Genomic DNA, 18,589 nt, shown 5'->3' with positions numbered 1-18,589 from the left:
CTTCCCGCCCCTGTCGAGGAGCGAGGGCGATGGCTGCCGTTAGTCGGTAAGTGCCACGGTCGGCAGCGCCGCGATACGCGCGGGTATCGGAAAGTGGCGCTTGCATGCTGACACTGGACAGCCCTCTCGTGATGCCGTGTGAAACCTCGGACCACCGCTCTCTCGGGCCGGGCCGGACAGGTCGCCATAGGATCGGTTGCGGCTTTGACGCGCACACGCGTCGGTGATCGGACGGCCTGTATCGGCGTATGTCGCCGATGGCGGCCGCGATGAAGCGACTGGCAATGTAAGGCATCGGCACGTCCACGCACCCGGATGGCCTGGAGGCGGACGCCCGAATCGTCACTGGCGGGGGTCGAGGTCCGAAAAGCCGGACGGTGATTATGTCGATATTGTCGCGTCGCCTCCGTGCCGATGTGTCGCAGGGCACATGGCGACGGGGCGCCGCCTCGGTGGCATCGCAGCGAGGGCAGTCGATGCGGTCGGTGCCTCGTCGGCGCGCTGTCGACGGCTGATGCCACGCGCCTGACGAAGGGGTACGCCTTCGCGACAGTGGCGTCTGGCTGGGCCGATAGGAAGGCGGCCCGCCGCCGAGCAAGTCGGTCGGGCCGTCGGGAAGTGGTCCGGTGGCCTCTCCCGATGTCGATGGCGACGGTGAGGGTTCAACGCGCGGGGTGTGATCTATTCCGCTGCGGCCGCAGGTCATTCGGCTCGTATCGGGTCAGGACGGCTGGAAGTGGTTCCCTGCCGGAGTCACCCGGCCGGCAAGGCTTCGGATGCCTGGGTGAAGGCCGCCGCAGTGGGCTCGCGGGCGAAATGCGAGGCAAGTGAGGAATCGCCGCATACGCTGCGCACACGAGACGATCTCCCGTACGCTGCGTCAGCCTGGAGGAACTGTCAAATGCGGCATCTGTACGCGCGGCGCCTGACGGGCGCGCTGGCCGTGACCGGCGCCCTCCTCGCCACCGTGGCGGGTCCGGCCCTGGCCGGAGGAATCCACCGCGGCGACCCGATCTCCGCCGCCTTCCCGGACATCAAGGTGCCCGTGGGCGGCACCGCCATCGACCTGCTCGGACCCAACCTCTGGTCCACGGGCCCCACCAAGCTGACCGGGGCCAAGGTCACCTACGACCTGACCGGCGCCGCCGGGGTCCGGCTCGTCCCGAGCGGAGGCCGCGGCGATTGCGTCAGGCCGTCGCCGACCCGGGTCGTCTGCTCCGATCCGCGAGAGCTCTCCTTCGAGGGCGAGACGATCGAGGGATACCTGCCCGTACTGGTGAAAGCGGCCGGGACCGCCCGGCGAGGCGACACCGGGACGGTGACCATCACCTTCTCCGCCCAGGGGCTGGCACCGATCACCGGCACCAGCGAGGTCCGCGTCGTCGCCGGCTCGGGGCTGGCGGTCACCGGCCCCATGGCCGGGCTGATCGGCGGGCTCGGCCTGCTGTCGCTCGGCGCCGGTGCCGTGGGCGTGCTGGCCGCACGCCGCCGCCGGACCCGCTTCGTCGCCTAGGCGCCGATCCGAAGCGGGCACCTCTGTACGAAGTACATAGGTCGGGGTAAATTTATCGGCTTGGATCGGCGCGAACCGTCCCGGTCCGCACGTCGACGCCCGATGAAGAGGGGCCGAGACATGACCGACGAGTCTCGGCCGGAGACCTGCGGCGCAGGCAATACCGTGGCGAATCTGTGCGCGCTGGAGCCCGGCAGTCATCTCATCGTTCTCTATCGGAGCGACGCGGAACGGGCGCGGGCCGCCGCGGCGTTCGTGGTCGCCGGCCTGCTGGCCGGCGACCGGGTGTTGTACGTGGTCGGTGACCGGCCGCTGCCCGCGGTCCGCAGCGCGCTCAGAGCCAGCAACGCGGCGACGGAGGCGGCGATCGACGCCGGCCAGCTCGGTGTACGCCGTTTCGCCGACGTCTACGGCGCCACGCCCGGACTGGATCCCGCGGCGGCCGCCGACCGACTCCGCGGCACCGCTGCACGGGCTCGCGCAGATGGGTTCCCCGGACTGCGGATCGCCGTCGAGATGGACGACCACACCCGGCTCCTCGGCCCCATCGAACAGGTGCTGGCCTGGGAGCGGCTGGCTACCCGGCTGCAGCACGAGGAAGGCATCACCTCCGTCTGCCAGTACGACCGGCAGTGGCTGCATCCCGGCCACCGGCGGCTCCTCGCCGCCGAGCACGTCGGAGTCGCGCCGGGGTGGGTCGCGCCGCCGCAGGCCGGCTTCCTGGCCACGCCACGAGGCGTGCGGATCACCGGCGAACTGGACGCGGCCAACTGGGCAGCGTTGTCCCGGGTGATCGAGGCGCGGCTGGCGACCACGCCCCGGTTGGACCTGGACGTGGCGGGTATGACGTTCATCGACGTCGGCACGCTCCGGCGGTTGTACGCCCTGGCCGCCGGATTGCCCGAGGGCGGGCACATCACGCTGACCCGCGCGTCACCGGTACTGCGCGCCTTGATCGGCATGCTCGGATGGGTGCATCCGAGGCTCAGCATCGATCCGGCGGTCGATGGCTGGAAACGGTAGGCGCTTGGCGCACCCGATCGCGCCCCCGGCGGGAATGAGGATCTGTCGCCGGGTACGGAGGTTGTGAGATGAGGACGGGAGCAGCCCGCGGCCACGTGGGCCATTTCCACGAAGCCGGTTTCTACGGCTCCGACGCCGAGTTCCTGGAACTGATCGTGCCCTTCGTCGAGGAGGGGCTGGCCGCCGGCGAGGCGGTCGTCATCGGTTACGACACCCGGAAGGCGGACCTCCTCCGGTCGCAGCTCGCCGATCCGTCCTCGGTGGAGTTCATCGGCGACGGGAATCTGTATGCGACGCCGGCGCGGGCGATCGCCACCTACCGCCGGCTGTTCGAGTTCCATGTCGCCATGGGCGTCGGTCAGATCCGGATCGCCGGGGACGTGCCGCATTCCGGCAACGGGGGGCGGTTCGAGGGCTGGGATCGCTACGAATGTGCGGTCAACACCGTGTGGCAGGAATTCCCGGTCTGGGGTCGTTGCCTGTACGACGTCACGACCGCCCCCACGGAGGTGCTCGACATCGTGGAACGCACCCATCCGCGCCTGGTCTCGCCGTCCGGGTGGTGCCGCGCCAGCGCCCGCTTCCAGGAGGCGCCGGTGTTCGAAGGGCTACCGTCCGCGCCTGATCCGGTGGAAGCCTGCCCGCCGACGGCCGAGCTGACCAACCCGGCCGCGTCCCATGTCCGGCACGTCGTCGCACAGGCCGGCTCCAGCCGCGTCGGCGACTCCATACTCCAGAACCTGATCCTTGGTGTCTCGGAGGCGGTCAGCAATGCGCGGAAGCACGGCAAGCCGCCGGTGACGGTCCGGATCTGGGCCCTGCCGGACCGCATCGTGGTCAGCGTCCACGACCGTGGGTGCGGCCCGGCCGACCCCCTGGCCGGTCTCGTCCCGGCGGTGGCGGATCCCTTGCTGCCCGGCTGGGGGCTCTGGCTCATGCACCAGCTCGACATCGACACGACGCTCATCCGCTCCGGCGAAGGCTTCACCGTCAGACTCCGGGCCCCCACGCCCGAGCCGCCGGCGACTTCCGCCTGAGGCCCCTGCCAGGAGTCGGCCGTCACGCCGGACGCGTGCGCGCCACCAGGGTGCGCCGGACGAACTCCAGCGCTTCGTCGCGACCTTCCGGCGTGTCGGCGCGGACGACGACGTGACCGAACCGGTCGGCGCTCGACGGGGTCGGCGGTACGACGTCGCCCGGCTGCTTCCACAGGCCGGCCGTGACGACCGAGGGATGGGCCCGTACCTCGTCCAGACCGTCCACCGCGACCACGACGCCGGGCGGCGCGACCGGAAGGTAGCTCGCGGCGTAGCCGACCGGGCCGGTCGGCGGCTCCGGCAGCGGCATCGACATGGCCAGGCGTACCGCCATCTCGAACCAGTCGATGCCGTAGGTCAGTCCCAGCAGGTCCATGAGGTAGTCGCCCGGGGTCCGGACGGCGACCTCCATGAGGGTCGGGCCGTCGGCGGCCAGCCGGTATTCCAGGTGCACGACGCCGCTGCGCATGCCGAGCGCCTCCAGTACCGCGGCGCAGAACTCGTCGGCCTGCGCGGCGGTCCCGGCGTCCAGCCGTACGCCGGTGCGGTGTGCCACCTCCACGAACGACGGTGCCTCGGTCGTCTCCTTCGCGGTGGTGTTGGCCAGCCACACCCGGCCGTCGGACACGAGCGCCTCCCAGCTGTACTCGGGGCCCTCCACCGCCGTCTCGACCAGCACCGGAGCCCGGCCGCCGCGGCGCGCGGCGACGTCGAGGAAGGCGTCGAGATCGGCGACGAGCTCGACGCCCGCGCTGCCCGCCGAGGACAGTGGCTTCACCACGACGGGCAGCCGGGTGGCGACCCAGTCCCGCACCGCGGCCGGATCGTCGGTCACCACGTACTCGGGTTGCCGGATCCCGGCGGCCGCGAACAGCCCCCGCTGCAACGCCTTGTTGCGCGAGACGGTGGCCGCGTGCAGCGAGGGGCCGGGTAGTCCGAGGCGGTCCTGCAGCAGCGCCGCACCCGTGACGTTCCACTCGGTGAACGGCAGTACGCCGTCCGGCCGCCCCTGACCGGCGGCCGCCCAGGCGCCCTCCGCCCACAGCTCGTCATGGGTGCCGCGGGACACGACGAGCCCGTCGACCTGCTCGGCCACGTGCGCCGCCCGGGCCGCGCCCTCGACGGCCCGCACCCGCAGGCCCAGCCGCCGGGCGGCGGTCACGTACGGCTGACCCATCATGCCGACGCCGACGAGCAACAGCTCGCCCTGGGACTCAGCCCGCGACATGGGTCACCGCCTGCGCGGCCGGGGCGACGCGGACCGTGGCGAACATGTCGCGCAGGAAGCGTTCGAGGACCGGCGTGGGCGCCGGTCCGACGATGCCCGCGAGCGGGACGTCGCTGTCGGCGTAGCTGAGGGTCTGGCTGATCGGCTCGCCGTCGGCGCGCTGCACCCAGCGCCGCACCACCGGATCGCGCCGGAAGTCGTCGGTGCCGCCGACGGTGCAGTGCTGAGCGCCCAGCCGGTGACCCGGCCAGATGAACCAGCCGTACCGGGCGCCGGGATCGCTCGGGCGGACGTCGGGGCGGGCGCCCGGCCCGTCCGACAGGACTCGCAGCTGCATGGACGGCAGGTGCACGCCGGTGGCCAGGGCGAACGTCTCCGCCACGCCCGCGCCGCCGAAGCGGCCGGCCACCTCCAGGAACACCGGACCGTCCGGCGTCTCGATCCCCTCGAGGTGGAACGGGCCGGTGTGGATGCCCACGGCGTCGAGGCACGCGGCCGTCCACGCCGCGGCGTCCGGCGTCGTGTCGATCTGCACCGAACCGAGCGGCCGTCCCTCGGCGTAGCCGAGACACGTGCCGACGTAGCGACTGGCCTGGACCGCCACCGGGTTGCCGGCCGCGACGAGCCCGTCGACGTGGATGATCGGCCCGTCGACGAATTCCTCGATCTCGAAGCGGTCCGGGTCGCCGTCCGCGGGCAGGCCCTCGCGGCGCACCGTCTCCAGGGCCGCGGCGGCGGTGTCGAAGACGCGCACGTCCTGGCTGGAAGCGCCGTCGAGGGGCTTGAGCACGGTACGGCCCCGCCACGCCACGGCGGAAGCGTCGGACAGGGCTTGCGGCAGCGGGAGGAACCGCGGGACGCGCAGCCCGGCCCGCGCGGCGGCGGCCTTCATCACCACCTTGTCCCGGATCGGCGCCACGTCGGCCTCGTGGTCGCCGGGTACGCCCAGCGCCTGCCGGACCCGGGCCGCGGCGATCAGGTCGTACTCGGACTGGGCGATGACGAGGTCGGGGCGGGCTCGGCCGGCGATGGCCGTCAGCACCTCGGTGTCGGTGTCGCCGAGCCCGGGACGCGCGATCCGTTCGCCGGGCAGGTGGGCGGGCAACGTCGCCAGGCGTTCCGGGGTGCCGACGAACGTGACGTCGTGGGCGCCGAAGTCGATGCCGTCGGCGTACCGGACGACCTCATCGGTGATGCGGTGCAGGATCAGGATGCGCAACGGGGTACCTCAATCGAAGGACGAACGGAAGGAGCAGGACGGCGACGACGACGGAACCGGCGACCGAGCCGAACATCACGCCCTGCGGCCCGTACGCACCGGCGAACGCGGCCACCAGGAAGCCCGCGACGGGCAGCGACACCTGGTTCAGCAGGACGATGAAGCCGATCGTCTTACCGAGGTGCTCGCGCGGGACCAGACGGACCCGTTCGGTGCGGATGAAGACGTTCAACACCCCGACCGTGCCGACCAGCAGCGTGTAGCCGACCGCGAACCAGGTGAAGTCGGGCGCCTGGCTGACCACCAGGCCGCCCACGCAGATGGTCACGTAGGTGCCGAGGATGGCCACGACCGGGCTGAGCCGCCGGGACAGCGCCGGGACGACGAGGAACAGCAGTAGCGAGAGGACGCCCTCGGCGACGGCCAGGGTGGCGAACCAGCGGTCGGACTTGCCGAACGTGCCGCCGGTGATGGCGGCGCTGGTCGCCATGCCGACACCCACCATCAGGTTCACGGTCATGGTGAGACCCACCAGGCCCTGGATGGCGGTGAGCTTGCGCAGCGTGGCGAGGCCCTCGGTGACCCCGGCGACCACGGACCGCAGGTTCGTGGGCGTCCCCTCGGTGTTCTCGGTCTGCAGCCGGGTCCGCAGCGTCGCCACGTTCACCGCGGTCAGCAGGAACAGCGCCCCGATCGCCAGGAGCAGCCCGTCGGTGCCCAGCACGACGGAGAGCAGCGCGGCGAGGGCCGGGCCGAGCACCGTGCTGGCCTGCTCGGTGCCCTGCAGCGTGGACTGGGCGCGGACCATCTGGTCGGGCGGCACGAACCGCGGCAGGGTGGTCTCCATCGCGATGTACGCCTGGGCGCTGGCGAGGGACATCGTCGCGGCGAGCACGCTGAGCGTCACCACGGTCGCCCCCGGCCAGGTCTGGACCAGGACGAACGCGACGACCGCGAGCAGCGCGCGGACGCTGTCGGCGATGACGTACAGGCGGTATCCGCCCACCCGGTCGGCGAGCACCCCGGCGACGGGCAGGAAGAGCACCCGGGGCAGCCACTCGATGAGGAACACCAGCCCGCCGGCCGCGGCGCTGCCGGTCGTGCGGTACACCAGCAGCGGGATGGCGAACAGCAGGAACTGGTCGGCCAGCGCCGCGAGGCCGCGGCCCAGCACGAACCGGACGACCTGGTGCCGCGGAATGGCCTCGGTGCCGGTGCCGGTGCCGGTGCCGGTGCCGGCGGTGCCGGGCCGCGGGGCGACGACGGTCAGCTCCACCGTCGCGTCGTCGACCGGCCACCGCGATCCCGGAAGCCGCGGGGTGATCGTGGCGAGCTCGACGGTCGCGTCGTCCCCGGGCGTCCACTGCCGGGTCGACGGCGGGGCCTCATCGTCCATCTCGGACCGCCCTGTCCGCGCCGGCGCGGCGGCCTAGCCGCCGCGCGGTGAGCAGGCCGGGCCCCACCGCCGGGTTGGGGCTGGCATCGCCGCACTCGTCGCCGGTGTTCGACCGGCCCCGGGTCACCGGTAGGCAGTGCGCGGCCAGCAGCGCCGGGTCGACCGCCGCGCCGTCGCCGAGACCCTGCTGGATGCCGAGCGCGACCACGCCGGCGGCATAGGCGGTGGCGCCCGACGTTCCGCTGGACACCAGCCAGCCGTCGTCCGGCGCGGTGCCGTCGTACCTGCTGTTGCGGCGGTCGAACAGGCAGCCCGGCTGGGTGGGGAAGAGGATGTAGTTGCCGTTGGGCAGCATTCCGCACGGGCCCGACACGTCCGGGACGGCTCGTCCCGCGAAGACGGCCGACCGGTAGCTCGACGCCAGGTCGGCGGCCTGCAGGTCGCCCTGCGGGTCCACGTGCACGCCGCCGACGGTGATCGCGCCGGGCGTGGCGACGGACTGGAACATCGCGGTACGGCGGTCCGTCGAGCCGTTGCCGGCCGCGAACAGCACCGTGATGCCGCGCCGCAGCGCGTTGGCGACCTCCAGGTGCAGATGCGGTTCCTCGCGCATCGTGCCCCAGCTGCAGGAGATCACGTCCGGCGCGAGCTGCACGGCCCGCTGGAAGGCGGCGAGCGGGAACGAGAAGGCCTCGTTCGCCATCTTGACCATGGTGAGTGACACCCCCGGCGCGACCGCCAGCAGCAGGGCCGACATGGCCGTGCCGTGGCCCCGCTCGTCCGCGGCGGGATCGAGCACCGAGAGGGCGGGGACGACCGTGGTCCGGTACGCGTGCCGCCGGTGGTGCGGATGGTCGTAGAGTCCCGTGTCGACCATGACGACGTGGACGCCGTCGCCGCGGATGCCGGCCTCGTGCAGGCTGCCGGCCCCGGACAGGCGTACCGCGTCGTCGGGCAGGCGCAGGTGGTGCGGGCCCACGGCCGGTGGCGCTGCGGCGGTCAGCTCGAACCCCGCACGCGGCGCGGAGACGGCCGCGACGAGTTCCGGGCACACGCGGGAGCGCAGGGCCTTCGGGGCGACGAGCTCGTAGCGGGGGGAGTCCCGGATGTACCGGTTGCGAACCGGCGGCACGCTGCTGCCGAACACGTCGGCGAGGAGGCTCTGCTCGCCGCTGACCGTCAGCCCGACGTCGGTGCGCGCCTCGACGACGAGTCCCTCCCGGGCCAGCGCGTCGGCCACCCGGTCGACCGTGCCGGGAGCCGGCAGGAACTCCTCGACCGGATGCCGGAGCAGCGCGGCGGGCTCGCCGTCCAGGCACCGCCCGGACGCCGACCGTGGCACGACCGTGACGACCCCGCGCCGGGCGAGCTCCTCCACTTCGTCATCGATCATCGTGAGATCTTCTCCCAGCCCTGCGCGAGCGCGCGCAGGCGCCCCCGGTCGAGCTTGCCGGTCGGGCTCAGACCGACGTCGCTGTCGCGCAGGAGGACGACCTTCGCGGGCACCATGTACGGCGGCAGCAGCCGGGCGAGCGCCGCACGCAACCGGCCGGCCTCGTCGCCGCCGCCGTCGTCCGCGGACGGACCGGCCGTGCGGCCCAGCACGAAGAGGGTGATCGCCCGGCCCGAGACCGGGTCGTCGACCGGCACCGCGCAGCAGTCCACCACCCCCTCGACGGCGAGCGCGGCAGCCTCCACCTCGGACGTGTGGACCAGGTTGCCGGAGACCTTCACGGCGTCGTCGCGCCGGCCCACGAACACGAGCCGGCCGTCGTCGCGGCGGTGCACGAAGTCGCCGGAGCGGTAGTAGCGGACCTCCGGGGAGCCGAGGCTGACCAGCACCTCGGCCGTCCGTTCCGGGTCCTCGCAGTAGCCCTCCATGACCTGCGGGCCGCCGATCAGCAGCTCGCCCACCTCGCCGTCGGGCACGGGGCGGAGCCGGTCGTCGACCACCAGCACGTCGACGCCGGGCAACGGCGTGCCGATGGGCAGGTACTCCTCGTCGTGGCCGGCGATGTCGGTGGTGACGTACAGCGTGGCGCTGTGTGTGGTCTCGGTCGGGCCGTAGCCGTGCACGAAGACCAGCCCGGGGACCTTCTTCTCCATCGCCCGCAACAGGGAGACCGGACAGGACTCACCGCCGAACCACAGCCGCCGCAACGCGCTCACGTCGCGGCGGTCGATGTCGCTGAACCTGCTGAGCAGCATCCGCAGGACCGACGGGACGAGCAACGTGTCGGTGATCCGCCAGGTTTCGAGGGCGCGGGTCAGCTGGGTGGGCATCGTGAGGCGGGGCAGCAGGTGCACGCTGCCGCCGACCAGGAACGTCGAGTACAGGTCGACGACCGACGCGTCGAAGAAGAACGGCGCCACGTTCAGGTAGCGCATGCCCTCGTCGAAGCCGACCACGCGCTGCACGCCGTCGAGCAGGGCGCACACGCTGCGATGGCTGATCATGACGCCCTTCGGGCCGCCGGTCGACCCCGAGGTGAAGATGACGTAGGCCTGGTCGTCGGGGTGCCGCCCGTCGAAGCGTGACGGCACGTGGTCGACCTCGGCCCGGACGTCCCACACCACGCCGGCGAAGCCGTCCGGGACCTCGGGGCCGGCGGCCACGACCGTGCCGGCCCGGCACCCCTGCACCGCGGCGAGATGGCGGGGGTGCACCACGGTCACCGCGGGCCGGCACCGGTCCAGCAGCAGGGCCGTCCGCGCCGGCGGCAGCGACTCGTCGACCGGCACGTACCGGGCCCCGAGGCGCAGGGCCGCCCACATGCAGACCACCGCGTCGACGGACTTGTCCAGCACCATCGCCACGGTGTCGTGCCGGCCCACGAGGGGCGCGAGCAGATCCGTCAGGGCCTGGGTTCGCCGGGCCAGCTCCCGGTACGAGACCTGGTCGCCGGTGGCGAGATCGACCACGGCCACCGCGTCGCTGTCGCGGCGGCGGTCGAGGACCTCGTCAACCCAGCGCGGAGGGGTGCCGGTCACGATGTCTCCCGAGTTCTCGACACACTGCCTCCAGCAGCTCGGGGAAGGTCTCCATCTTCTGGTCGTACGACCCGAAGTGGCCCATCCCCTCCAGCACGGTCAGGCGGCTGCCGGTCAGCCGGTGCAGCTCCCGCGCCACCTCCAGCGGCACCCACGGATCGTCGGTCGAGTGGAACTGCACGATGAACCGCTGGTTGCGCCGGATCGCCGCCCAGTCCCACGGGTCGTCGAAGAACCCGCTGCGCCGTTCGAGCTCGAACCCGCAGTCGGTGTGGTGCCCGGCCACCACGAACGTGCCGAGCAACGGTGCCGTCTGCGCGTACCGCAGCGCGGCCAGCGCTCCCGACGAATGCCCGACGATCACGGTGTTCGCGTCCGGGCGGATGACGTCCGTCAGGTAGGGCATCCAGTACCGCATCCGCCCCTTGATCGGGTCGGGGAAGGTGCGGGCCACCACGTTGTGGCCCCGCCCCTCGAGCTCCCGCCGCAGGTACGGGAACCAGATGCCGTCGATGCTCGCGCCGGCGTTGCCGTGGATCAGGACGACCCGGACGTCCGAGCCGGCGCCGTCAGGCATCGGCATCGTCGTCGAGCTGGTCCTCCAGCAGCGCCGCCAGCGAGCCGAGGGTGGCGAAGTTCTCCACGGTCAGCAGCTCCGGCTCGAGCTCGATGTCGTAGAACGACTCGAACGCGAGCGTCAGCTCGATCATCTGGGTGGAGTTCAGCGACAACCCGCCGTTGAACAACGGCGTCTGCGTGGTCAGCTCGACGTCGTGATGCGGGAACGTCTCAGCAATGATCTTGCGAAGGTCGTCCTCGATGTCCGCGCGGGTCCTGTGGTCAACCGTGGTCATGTCAGCTCCCCTTCGGCGCACCGGTGGCGTCGGCGGTCCGGACGGCCAGCTTGGACTGCAGGTACACCGGCGTGCGGGGGATGTTCATCTCGTCCTGGTGGAACGGGTTGCGCTTGTTCTTCAGCGACAGGTACATCGTGCGGCGCGCCCGTGCCTTCTCCTCGTCGGAGTAGAACAGGAACGCGATGTTGCCGGCGTTCTCCCGGCCGAGCTCGGTGAGCCGGATCTCCTCGTCGGTCTCCACCGCGTAACCGCCCTCGACCATCCAGTCGATCTCCCGCCGGTACTTCTCGAGGTTCGCGACGTCCTGCTTGCGGACGCTGCCGAAGACCGGGAAGAACACCATGACGCGGTTCTCCACCTCGTCCTCGCTGCAGATCCGGCCCTGCTCGATCGGGATGACGCCGTCCTCGACGTCCTTGATCCAGCGGTCGACGTTGGTGTGGTTGCGGAAGCTGCGCTCGCCCATGTAGTTCTCCGCGGCCGGGCCGATGCCGAGGGTGTAGCTCGCCCGGTACCCGTTGCCGCCGCACGCGTGGTCCAGCCCGATCGGACCGACGTCGTCGAGATGCGTGAAGAAGTTGATGAGCAGCTGCTTGTCGTATCCGTACGCCGCCAGGCTCTCCTTGATCTGACGGTACTGCGCCCGCTCGATGCTGCCGGACGGCAGGACGTCGGCCACCTTGCCCGCCCGGATCTGCTTGTCGAGGCGGGTGCCCTCCCACTGGTTGAACCGGTACGTCTGCACGAAGCTGGGCCGCAGCTCGGCGCAGATGCCGTGCACGTCGGCGGCGAGGATCTCCTCCGTCTGACCGGCCAGGTTGTACATCAGGTCGAGGGCGAACGTCCGGATGCCGGCCTTACGGATGTTCTCGGCCGTCTGGTACACCTGCTCGACCGTGGCCTTGATGGTCAGCTTCCGCCGGATCTCCTCGTTCAGGGTCTGCACCCCGAAGGAGATGCGCGTGATGCCCAGCGACTTGAGCATCTCGATGTAACCGTCGGCGGACAGTCCCAGCGGGCTGCCCTCCAGCGAGATCCCGTCGACCTCGCTGAGGTCGAACTCGCGGTGCACCGCCTCGATGATCGTGCTCATCGAGTCCTGGTCGAGCGCGGACGGCGTACCGCCACCGAACTGCACGTACTTCACCTTGGTGCCCTGGAAGTACCGCGAGCGCGCGTTGCGTTCGATCTCGCGCACCATGGCGCGCACGAAACGCTGCCGCTGTTCGCCCTGGTACTTCGCCGAGGACTCCTTGAAGCAGGCGCAGAAGTTGCAGAACGCCTCGCAGAACGGGATGTGGAAGTACAGCAGGATGTCGGTCTGCTGCGGGTGGGTCTGACGGTCGAGGAAGGAGAAGTACTCCGCCTTCTCCTCCTCGGTCCGCAGCGCGTCCTGGAAAGCGCAGATCTTGGGGTAGAACCAGGTGACGTTCGTACGCTTCTCGGGGCTCTCGAAGTCGTCCTTCAGGTAGAAGTTCGAGTCGAGCCCGAGCATGAAGGAGTTCTCGGTCTTGGTCATGTCCGTCGGTCCCATCCCTACGAGGCAGACTGGTTGCTGGCGGCCTTAGTGCTCTGGTAGATGACGGGGTACTCCTGGCTCTTCTCCCCGTTGATCTGGATCCACTGGAACTTCTCCTCAGGCAGGTCGACGTCGGCCCAGATGGCGTTCGGCGGGCACTCGGCAACGCAGGCGTTGCAGTCGATGCACTCCTCGGGATCGATGTAGAGCATGTCCGGGCCCTCGTGGAAGCAGCTCACGGGGCAGACGTCCACACAGTCCGTGTACTTGCAGCCGATGCACTCGTCGGTGACGACGTAGGCCATGGTCTCTTTCTCCTGGTTCTGTTCCGGGTCGGCGGCGTCAGGCGTGGACCGGCGAGACCTCGGTCAGCCGCCGCATCCACCCGAACCGGTCGACGAGCTCTCCGCGGTGCAGGCCGTCGAGCAGCTGCCGGAAGTGGTCCGCCACCGCGCTGCCACCGGGCAGCCGGTACTCCTCCGCCTGGAAGCCGATGCCGCCGATGGAGACGACGCCGTCCACCGTGGAGGTGCCGAAGCACTCGGTGATCCGGCCGTTGCCGATGCCCGCCAGCACCTCGGCCAGCTCGAGGGGACGCTCGGCGACGGTGGTGCCGGCGTCGCGGGCCAGCTTGACGATCGAGTCCCGGGTGATGCCGGGCAGGACGGTCCCGTCGAGGGCGGGGGTCGTCAGCACGCCGTCGACGACGAAGAAGACGTTCATCGCGCCGATCTGCTGGACGAGCCGCTGCGGGCCGTCGCCGAGCCACAGCACGTGGTCGTAGCCGTAGTTCGCGGCGATCTCCCGCGGCACCAGGCCCGGCGCCTGGTTGCCGACGGCGTTGATGTCACCGGTGCCGCCGGGGCGGGCCCGGATGTAGCCGTCCACGACCATCGCCCGGACCGGTCCGTCCGCCGGCTCCGGCGCGGACGGGCCGGCCAGGACGAAGAACAGGGACTCCTCCGCCGGCCCTGCCTTGATCGTCGTGCCGTTGCCCGCCAGGACGGCGCGCAGGTGGAGCGCCGCTCCGGCCTCACCGGGCAGCCAGTCCGCGTCCAGCTCCACCAGCCGGCGGATCGCGTGCCACACGCGGTCGAAGTCGACCAGCGGCAGCGCCAGCCGCCGGGCCCCGTTGTTGAGCCGCTTGATGTGGCTGTCCGGGCGGAACACCGACACCGTCCCGTCCGCCATGCGGTACGCCTTGAGGTCGTCGAACACGCCCTGGCCGTGGTGCAGCGCGGATGACGTGGGCCGCACCGCGGGAATCTCGTCCCGGTCCGCGATGGTCAGGCCCTGCCAGGAGCGTCGCCGGCTCCACCGCATGAAGAACGCGTGGTCGGTGAGGTGCCCGCCCGTGCCCGGCGCTGTGCCGGCTTCCGGTCGCGGGCGGGGAGTGGCCGTCGGTGAGACGGCCAGGTCGTTGTCCTTGCTCACGTGGGGATGCCTTCCTTGTCGGCGATCTCGACTTTGACGTCCCGCAGGACCGCACCGACCAGTCGTTCGACCGGCTCGCGGCCACCGGTGAGGTACACCTGCGCGACCCGGTTGTGGAAGATGTCGTCCGGGTCCAGGGCGGCCCCGGGCTCGGCCTCGAACGCCAGCCGCTGGAACTCGGGTGCGGCGCGGTGGGGCTCGAGGCCGGAGAGGGTTCCGGCGAACGCGCCGGGACGGTCGGTCGTGACGAACGCGAGGCCGGCGCTGCGCGGCGCTGCGGCCGCGGCGTGGTGGCGCCGCCCTCGGGCCGCGTCGATGGCGGCCAGGTAGAGGTCCACGCCCGGGCCGGCCTGGATCAGCTCGGGGATGTGGTCGCCGGCGAGCCGCGCCCCCACCTCGATGAGAACCGGCCGGCCGTCCGCGGCGATGCGCGTCTCGATGTGGAACGGACCGACGGTGATGTCGAACGCGGTCACCACCTGCGCGGCGAACGCGGTCAGCGCCGGACCGTACGGCGAGTGCTCCGGCGCCGTGGCCACGTGGCCCATCTCGAAGAACTGCGGGGGCGCGGAGACGAACTTCGTCGTGACGCTGGCCACGTGCGGGCCGTCCGCGTCCACCCAGCCGTCGACGGAGAACTCGGGACCCTCGACGTACTCCTCGACCAGGGCCACCCGCCGCGGGTTGGGGTGGTACATCACGTCCTCGGCCCGGTGGATCTCGGCGCAGGCGCGCCGGTATTCGCCGGCGTCCCGGGCGAGGCTGACCATGAGGCTGCCGCCGCAGTCGACCGGCTTGACGACCACCGGGAACGGGAACGGCGCCTCGGTGTCCGCGGCGCTCACCGGGACGCTGCCGGGAACGGCGACGCCATGCCGGCGGCAGCGTTCCCGCATGACGTCCTTGTGCCGTACGGCCAGCGCCGTCTCGGCGCTCAACGCCGGCAGGCCCAGCGCCCGCGCCAGCTCGGCCGCCTCGCAGACGGCGTACTCGAAGCCCGCGACGACGCCGGTCGGTGTGGCGTCCGCCTTCCGGACGAGGTCCAGCAGGGCGGGGACCCCCTGGCTCGGATGCCACTCGGCGACGCGCGCGCCGGCGTGGACCTCGGCCGGCAGCAGCTCGGGATACTGGGTCGCGATCAGACAGTCGAGGCCGGCGCCGACGGCCCGGGTCGCCAGCGGAACGCCCGCGGACAGCGGCTGGACGACGATCAGCATGCGGCGACCTCACGGGAGTCGTCGGATGCCTTGCCGACGTGCAGGGTGAACACCATCGGCACCGGCCCGAAGTTCTCGACCGTGTGCAGCCCCTCGGTGAGCGCGGCTCGGTCGGTGGTGACGCAGGCGTCGTAGCGCCCGGCGGCGCACTCGGCCGCGGCGACGGAGTTGCTGCTCGCGTACGCGATCTCGCCTCGGCCGGCCACCAGGCAGCTGGGCGCGGGGTGGGTGATCACGGTCTTGATCGGTCCCTGACCCGGCCGGGTGGCCAGCACCATGTCGTAGGTGTCCAGGATGAAGCTGTCGGCCATCGCCAGGCGGTGCAGGTTCTCGAAGACCAGGTCGTGCAGGCGCGGGTAGACGGCGCACGCGAGGATCGCCTCCGTGCCGTCGAACCGCATGACGTCGAGCCCGTCCTCGACCTCGGCGTGCAGGACGACTCGTCCGGCGCGGCGCCGCTCGGCGAACCACCGGTGGGCGGCCTTCTCCAGGTTGGTCCCGGTGGGTCCGAGGGTGTGGATCGTCGTGACCTGCGAGGTCGGAAGCATCAGCGTATCTCCCTCATCGGTGAGTCCCGGTCCGAACGGACGCAAGGTCGTTGCGGACGTTCCGGAGCCATCCGTGCCGGTCCGGCCGGACGCCGTGCTGGATACCGGTGAGCGCGTCCCTCAGCCGGGCGGTCACCGGGCCCTCTCGCCCGTCGCCGACGGTCACGTCGTGCCCGTCGGTGGCCACCCGGCCTACCGGCACGACCACGGCGGCGGTGCCGCAGGCGAACATCTCGACGAGCCGGCCGGACGTCGCGCCGTCGACCAGGGCGTCGATCGACGTCGGCTCCTGCGACACCGGAATGCCGGCGTCGCGGGCCAGCGTGAGCAGGCAGTCCCGGGTGATCCCGCGGACGATCGTGCCGCGGCACTCGGGGGTGGTGAGCCGCACGCCCGAGGCGTCGCGCCAGACGAAGAAGACGTTCATGCCGCTGAGCTCCTCGACCCAGCGGCGTTCCAGGCCGTCGAGCCAGAGCACCTCGTGGAAGCCGCGCGCGACCGCCTCCTTGCGCGCCCGCAGGCTGGCGGCGTAGTTGCCGGCGCACTTGGCCTCCCCGGTGCCGCCGCGGACCGCTCGCACCAGGTCCCCCGGTGTGGTCACCGAGATCGGTGCGAAGTCGCGCCCGAAGCAGGGCTCGACCGGGTACGCCAGGAACATGCAGCGGTAGCGCGCCGAGTCCCGCAGGCCGAGCTCGGACTCGTTCGCCACCATGAGCGGACGGATGTAGAGGCTCTGCCCCGGGCCGCCGGGGATCCACGCGTCGTCGGCCACGGCGAGTTCGGCGCAGGCGCGCTGGAACAACTCCGTGGGCATCTCGGCCATCGCCAGACGCCACGCCGACCGGGCCATGCGGCGGGCGTGGTCACCCACGCGGAACAGTGCGGCGGAGCCGTCGGGCTGCCGGAACACCTTGAGACCCTCGAAGATGCTCTGTCCGTAGTGCAGCACCGACGCCGCGGGGTCCATGGTGAATGCGCCGTAAGGCTCGAGGGACGGCTCTGCCCAGCCCGTCCCGGCCGACCATTCGAGGACGACGACGTGGTCGGTGTGGAAGCGGCAGAACCCCGGGTCGCGGTGGGCCCTGGCGATCGTCCCGGCGTCGGTCCGCGGGCCCGTGCCGCCGTCAGACATGGACCTCGGCACCCCAGAGGCTCAACGGCGCCCGGGGTCCGCCGCACCGGTCGGCCGAATTGTCCGGCCGGCGCAGCAGCCGGTCGTACAGGAAGTCGGTGACGGTCTCCCGGTAGACGTCGTCGTCCTCGATGGTCTCGATCTCCTCGATCGACCGCACGAGCTCCCGCACCGAGGCGGCGATCTCCGCCTTGCTGCCGAGCGTGCGCCGCCCTTCGTCGCCGACGGTGAACAGTTTGTGCTCGGCGAGCCAGGTGCCCAGGGCGAAGCCGGTGCCGGAGTCGAAGTTGCGGAACGGCCGCGGCTCGGCGGGGTAGCGGAAGAGGCGCTCCAGCACGATGTACTCGAAGATGATCTCGCCGTACGGGACCGGCTCCTCGAGGCACGCGATGGCCGACTTCATGTCGACCTTCAGCTCCTCGAGGACCCCCGTGCGCCACTTGGTCTTCAGCGCCAGGTTCTGGTCCAGCGGACGGGGCCCGGTGTGGTGGAAGTAGTCGTGCAGGTATCCCCAGACACAGCGAGCCTGGTAGACGTCCTCCGGGTCGACGCCCACGGAGCACAGCTGTCTCTCGCCGGCGAACGGCGAACCGTCGGCGCACAACCGGGACACGATGTCCAGCGTGCCCGCGTAGATGTCCACGTGCCGGTTGAAGAAGAACCAGGCGAACGTCTGGTCCACCGTCGGGGTCACCGTGGGGATGTTCTCGGGAAAGAAGACGACGCAGTTTCCGTCACGCAGGCCCGGAGATGCCGAGAGCAGCCGGGTCGACTGGAACACCGCGTTCGGATGGGGGTATGCGGCCTGCAGCTGCGCGATGCAGTCCGGATCCTGCCGTACGACGGTGAAGGCCTCCAGGAACGCGCCGCTGGAACCGTCGCCGTTCGGCAGGGTCACGGGGCCGACGAAGGCGGCCGCCTCGCGGTCCCGCGGAGCGGGCACCGCGTCGCGGGTGGCGTCGAACGCCGGTGGGTCCCGGAAGTCCGAGGCGGACCAGGCGCGCACGTCGTGCACGGTGGCCTCGATCTGGCCGGCGGGCATCAGAGCGTCGAGCCGCTCGATGTCGCGGCAGAGCGCGTCGACGTCGACGTCCGGCCCGCGGCCGTCGGCGCGGACCTGCGCCGCGCGAATCGCGCCGGCGGCCGGAACTATACGACGCTCGAACTCGACGATCTGCGAGAGCGCGCGTGGATTCAACAAGCCTCCTCAGCAGCATCGACACCGAAAGAAAGCGGTGCCCCACCCGTGATGCGCGCCCCGGAGAGTGTGTACCGCTCGGTCCCCTGCGGAGCTGCCTGGCCCCAGAGTATTGGCAGTCGACAGTAGAAGATCAATGTCCCGTCCCATGATGCGGGAGCGGGAAGTTTCACATCCCGACCGATTGCGCAGCGTTTTCGCTGGTCACGAGGGATTCGAGGCGGTACCCGACTTGCGGCCGGGTAGTAGTTGGTGCAAAGTGGACGGTCATTTGTAG

The 18,589-nt window shown here is 71.3% G+C and carries 17 protein-coding genes; 3 read left to right on the top strand and 14 right to left on the bottom strand.

The window, feature by feature from the left end; genetic code table 11:
* Nucleotides 1-901 precede the first annotated feature (901 nt).
* From IEY99_RS22305 to IEY99_RS22295, 3 genes are all read left to right on the top strand, one after another.
* Entirely contained in the window at nucleotides 902-1,513 is a 612-nt protein-coding gene (locus IEY99_RS22305; RefSeq protein WP_189205977.1) for a hypothetical protein, read from the top strand.
* Nucleotides 1,514-1,633: 120 nt separating this feature from the next.
* Nucleotides 1,634-2,536, top strand: coding sequence for an MEDS domain-containing protein (locus IEY99_RS22300; RefSeq protein ID WP_189205976.1), 903 nt, complete (start codon nucleotides 1,634-1,636; stop codon nucleotides 2,534-2,536).
* A gap of 68 nt (nucleotides 2,537-2,604) precedes the next feature.
* The gene (locus IEY99_RS22295; protein WP_189205975.1) at nucleotides 2,605-3,573 is read left to right on the top strand and encodes an anti-sigma factor RsbA family regulatory protein; all 969 of its coding nucleotides are present in this window, start codon (nucleotides 2,605-2,607) and stop codon (nucleotides 3,571-3,573) included.
* 22 nt (nucleotides 3,574-3,595) lie between these two features.
* On the opposite strand, the gene IEY99_RS22290 is transcribed toward IEY99_RS22295, so the two are convergent.
* Genes IEY99_RS22290 through IEY99_RS22225 form a run of 14 tightly spaced genes read right to left on the bottom strand, consistent with a single transcriptional unit; the run spans nucleotide 3,596 to nucleotide 18,312 of the window.
* Nucleotides 3,596-4,801: an ATP-grasp domain-containing protein gene (locus tag IEY99_RS22290; protein WP_189205974.1), complete on the bottom strand. Its 1,206-nt coding sequence runs from the start codon at nucleotides 4,799-4,801 to the stop codon at nucleotides 3,596-3,598.
* The gene (locus IEY99_RS22285) at nucleotides 4,788-6,020 is read right to left on the bottom strand and encodes an ATP-grasp domain-containing protein (protein WP_229799100.1); all 1,233 of its coding nucleotides are present in this window, start codon (nucleotides 6,018-6,020) and stop codon (nucleotides 4,788-4,790) included. Before IEY99_RS22285 ends, IEY99_RS22290 begins: the two co-directional genes overlap by 14 nt.
* Nucleotides 5,986-7,416: an MFS transporter gene (locus IEY99_RS22280; RefSeq protein WP_229799098.1), complete on the bottom strand. Its 1,431-nt coding sequence runs from the start codon at nucleotides 7,414-7,416 to the stop codon at nucleotides 5,986-5,988. The genes IEY99_RS22285 and IEY99_RS22280 overlap by 35 nt, the downstream gene beginning before the upstream one ends.
* On the bottom strand, nucleotides 7,406-8,809 hold the full coding sequence (locus tag IEY99_RS22275; RefSeq protein ID WP_189205973.1) for a S8 family serine peptidase: 1,404 nt from the start codon (nucleotides 8,807-8,809) through the stop codon (nucleotides 7,406-7,408). Before IEY99_RS22275 ends, IEY99_RS22280 begins: the two co-directional genes overlap by 11 nt.
* Nucleotides 8,806-10,407, bottom strand: coding sequence for an amino acid adenylation domain-containing protein (locus IEY99_RS22270; RefSeq protein WP_189205972.1), 1,602 nt, complete (start codon nucleotides 10,405-10,407; stop codon nucleotides 8,806-8,808). The genes IEY99_RS22275 and IEY99_RS22270 overlap by 4 nt, the downstream gene beginning before the upstream one ends.
* Nucleotides 10,379-10,984, bottom strand: a complete 606-nt coding sequence (locus IEY99_RS22265; protein WP_189205971.1) for an RBBP9/YdeN family alpha/beta hydrolase — start codon at nucleotides 10,982-10,984, stop codon at nucleotides 10,379-10,381. Before IEY99_RS22265 ends, IEY99_RS22270 begins: the two co-directional genes overlap by 29 nt.
* Nucleotides 10,977-11,261, bottom strand: coding sequence for an acyl carrier protein (locus IEY99_RS22260; protein WP_189205970.1), 285 nt, complete (start codon nucleotides 11,259-11,261; stop codon nucleotides 10,977-10,979). The genes IEY99_RS22265 and IEY99_RS22260 overlap by 8 nt, the downstream gene beginning before the upstream one ends.
* 1 nt (nucleotide 11,262) lies before the next feature.
* Nucleotides 11,263-12,783, bottom strand: a complete 1,521-nt coding sequence (locus IEY99_RS22255) for a coproporphyrinogen-III oxidase family protein (RefSeq protein WP_189205969.1) — start codon at nucleotides 12,781-12,783, stop codon at nucleotides 11,263-11,265.
* Between the two features lie 17 nt (nucleotides 12,784-12,800).
* Nucleotides 12,801-13,088, bottom strand: coding sequence for a 4Fe-4S dicluster domain-containing protein (locus IEY99_RS22250; RefSeq protein WP_189205968.1), 288 nt, complete (start codon nucleotides 13,086-13,088; stop codon nucleotides 12,801-12,803).
* Between the two features lie 37 nt (nucleotides 13,089-13,125).
* A complete protein-coding gene (locus IEY99_RS22245; protein ID WP_189205967.1) occupies nucleotides 13,126-14,217 on the bottom strand; it encodes an aminotransferase class IV in 1,092 nt (363 codons plus the stop codon).
* The gene (locus IEY99_RS22240; protein WP_189205966.1) at nucleotides 14,214-15,434 is read right to left on the bottom strand and encodes an ATP-grasp domain-containing protein; all 1,221 of its coding nucleotides are present in this window, start codon (nucleotides 15,432-15,434) and stop codon (nucleotides 14,214-14,216) included. The genes IEY99_RS22245 and IEY99_RS22240 overlap by 4 nt, the downstream gene beginning before the upstream one ends.
* Nucleotides 15,428-15,982 carry a type 2 periplasmic-binding domain-containing protein gene (locus tag IEY99_RS22235; protein WP_189205965.1) on the bottom strand — a complete coding sequence of 185 codons (555 nt, stop codon included), beginning with the start codon at nucleotides 15,980-15,982 and terminating at the stop codon, nucleotides 15,428-15,430. The genes IEY99_RS22240 and IEY99_RS22235 overlap by 7 nt, the downstream gene beginning before the upstream one ends.
* 13 nt (nucleotides 15,983-15,995) lie before the next feature.
* Entirely contained in the window at nucleotides 15,996-17,114 is a 1,119-nt protein-coding gene (locus tag IEY99_RS22230; RefSeq protein WP_189205964.1) for a branched-chain amino acid aminotransferase, read from the bottom strand.
* Nucleotides 17,107-18,312 (bottom strand): DUF6421 family protein, encoded by a 1,206-nt coding sequence (locus IEY99_RS22225; protein WP_189205963.1) that lies wholly within the window; start codon nucleotides 18,310-18,312, stop codon nucleotides 17,107-17,109. Before IEY99_RS22225 ends, IEY99_RS22230 begins: the two co-directional genes overlap by 8 nt.
* Nucleotides 18,313-18,589 lie beyond the last annotated feature (277 nt).

It is taken from the genome of Couchioplanes azureus, assembly GCF_014648355.1.
Classification (GTDB): Bacteria; Actinomycetota; Actinomycetes; order Mycobacteriales; family Micromonosporaceae; genus Actinoplanes; species Actinoplanes azureus.
Note: the sequence above shows the minus strand (reverse complement) of the source record. Positions and strands in the feature narration are given on the sequence as shown.

What these genes read in the sequence shown, in the direction of transcription:
- IEY99_RS22300 (WP_189205976.1), top strand. Translation starts at nt 1,634, where the DNA reads ATGACCGACGAGTCTCGGCCGGAGACCTGCGGCGCAGGCAATACCGTG.
- IEY99_RS22255 (WP_189205969.1), bottom strand. Translation starts at nt 12,783, where the DNA reads ATGACCAAGACCGAGAACTCCTTCATGCTCGGGCTCGACTCGAACTTC.
- IEY99_RS22260 (WP_189205970.1), bottom strand. Translation starts at nt 11,261, where the DNA reads ATGACCACGGTTGACCACAGGACCCGCGCGGACATCGAGGACGACCTT.
- IEY99_RS22235 (WP_189205965.1), bottom strand. Translation starts at nt 15,982, where the DNA reads ATGCTTCCGACCTCGCAGGTCACGACGATCCACACCCTCGGACCCACC.
- IEY99_RS22280 (WP_229799098.1), bottom strand. Translation starts at nt 7,416, where the DNA reads ATGGACGATGAGGCCCCGCCGTCGACCCGGCAGTGGACGCCCGGGGAC.
- IEY99_RS22290 (WP_189205974.1), bottom strand. Translation starts at nt 4,801, where the DNA reads ATGTCGCGGGCTGAGTCCCAGGGCGAGCTGTTGCTCGTCGGCGTCGGC.
- IEY99_RS22230 (WP_189205964.1), bottom strand. Translation starts at nt 17,114, where the DNA reads ATGTCTGACGGCGGCACGGGCCCGCGGACCGACGCCGGGACGATCGCC.
- IEY99_RS22295 (WP_189205975.1), top strand. Translation starts at nt 2,605, where the DNA reads ATGAGGACGGGAGCAGCCCGCGGCCACGTGGGCCATTTCCACGAAGCC.
- IEY99_RS22275 (WP_189205973.1), bottom strand. Translation starts at nt 8,809, where the DNA reads ATGATCGATGACGAAGTGGAGGAGCTCGCCCGGCGCGGGGTCGTCACG.
- IEY99_RS22240 (WP_189205966.1), bottom strand. Translation starts at nt 15,434, where the DNA reads ATGCTGATCGTCGTCCAGCCGCTGTCCGCGGGCGTTCCGCTGGCGACC.
- IEY99_RS22305 (WP_189205977.1), top strand. Translation starts at nt 902, where the DNA reads ATGCGGCATCTGTACGCGCGGCGCCTGACGGGCGCGCTGGCCGTGACC.
- IEY99_RS22250 (WP_189205968.1), bottom strand. Translation starts at nt 13,088, where the DNA reads ATGGCCTACGTCGTCACCGACGAGTGCATCGGCTGCAAGTACACGGAC.
- IEY99_RS22265 (WP_189205971.1), bottom strand. Translation starts at nt 10,984, where the DNA reads ATGCCTGACGGCGCCGGCTCGGACGTCCGGGTCGTCCTGATCCACGGC.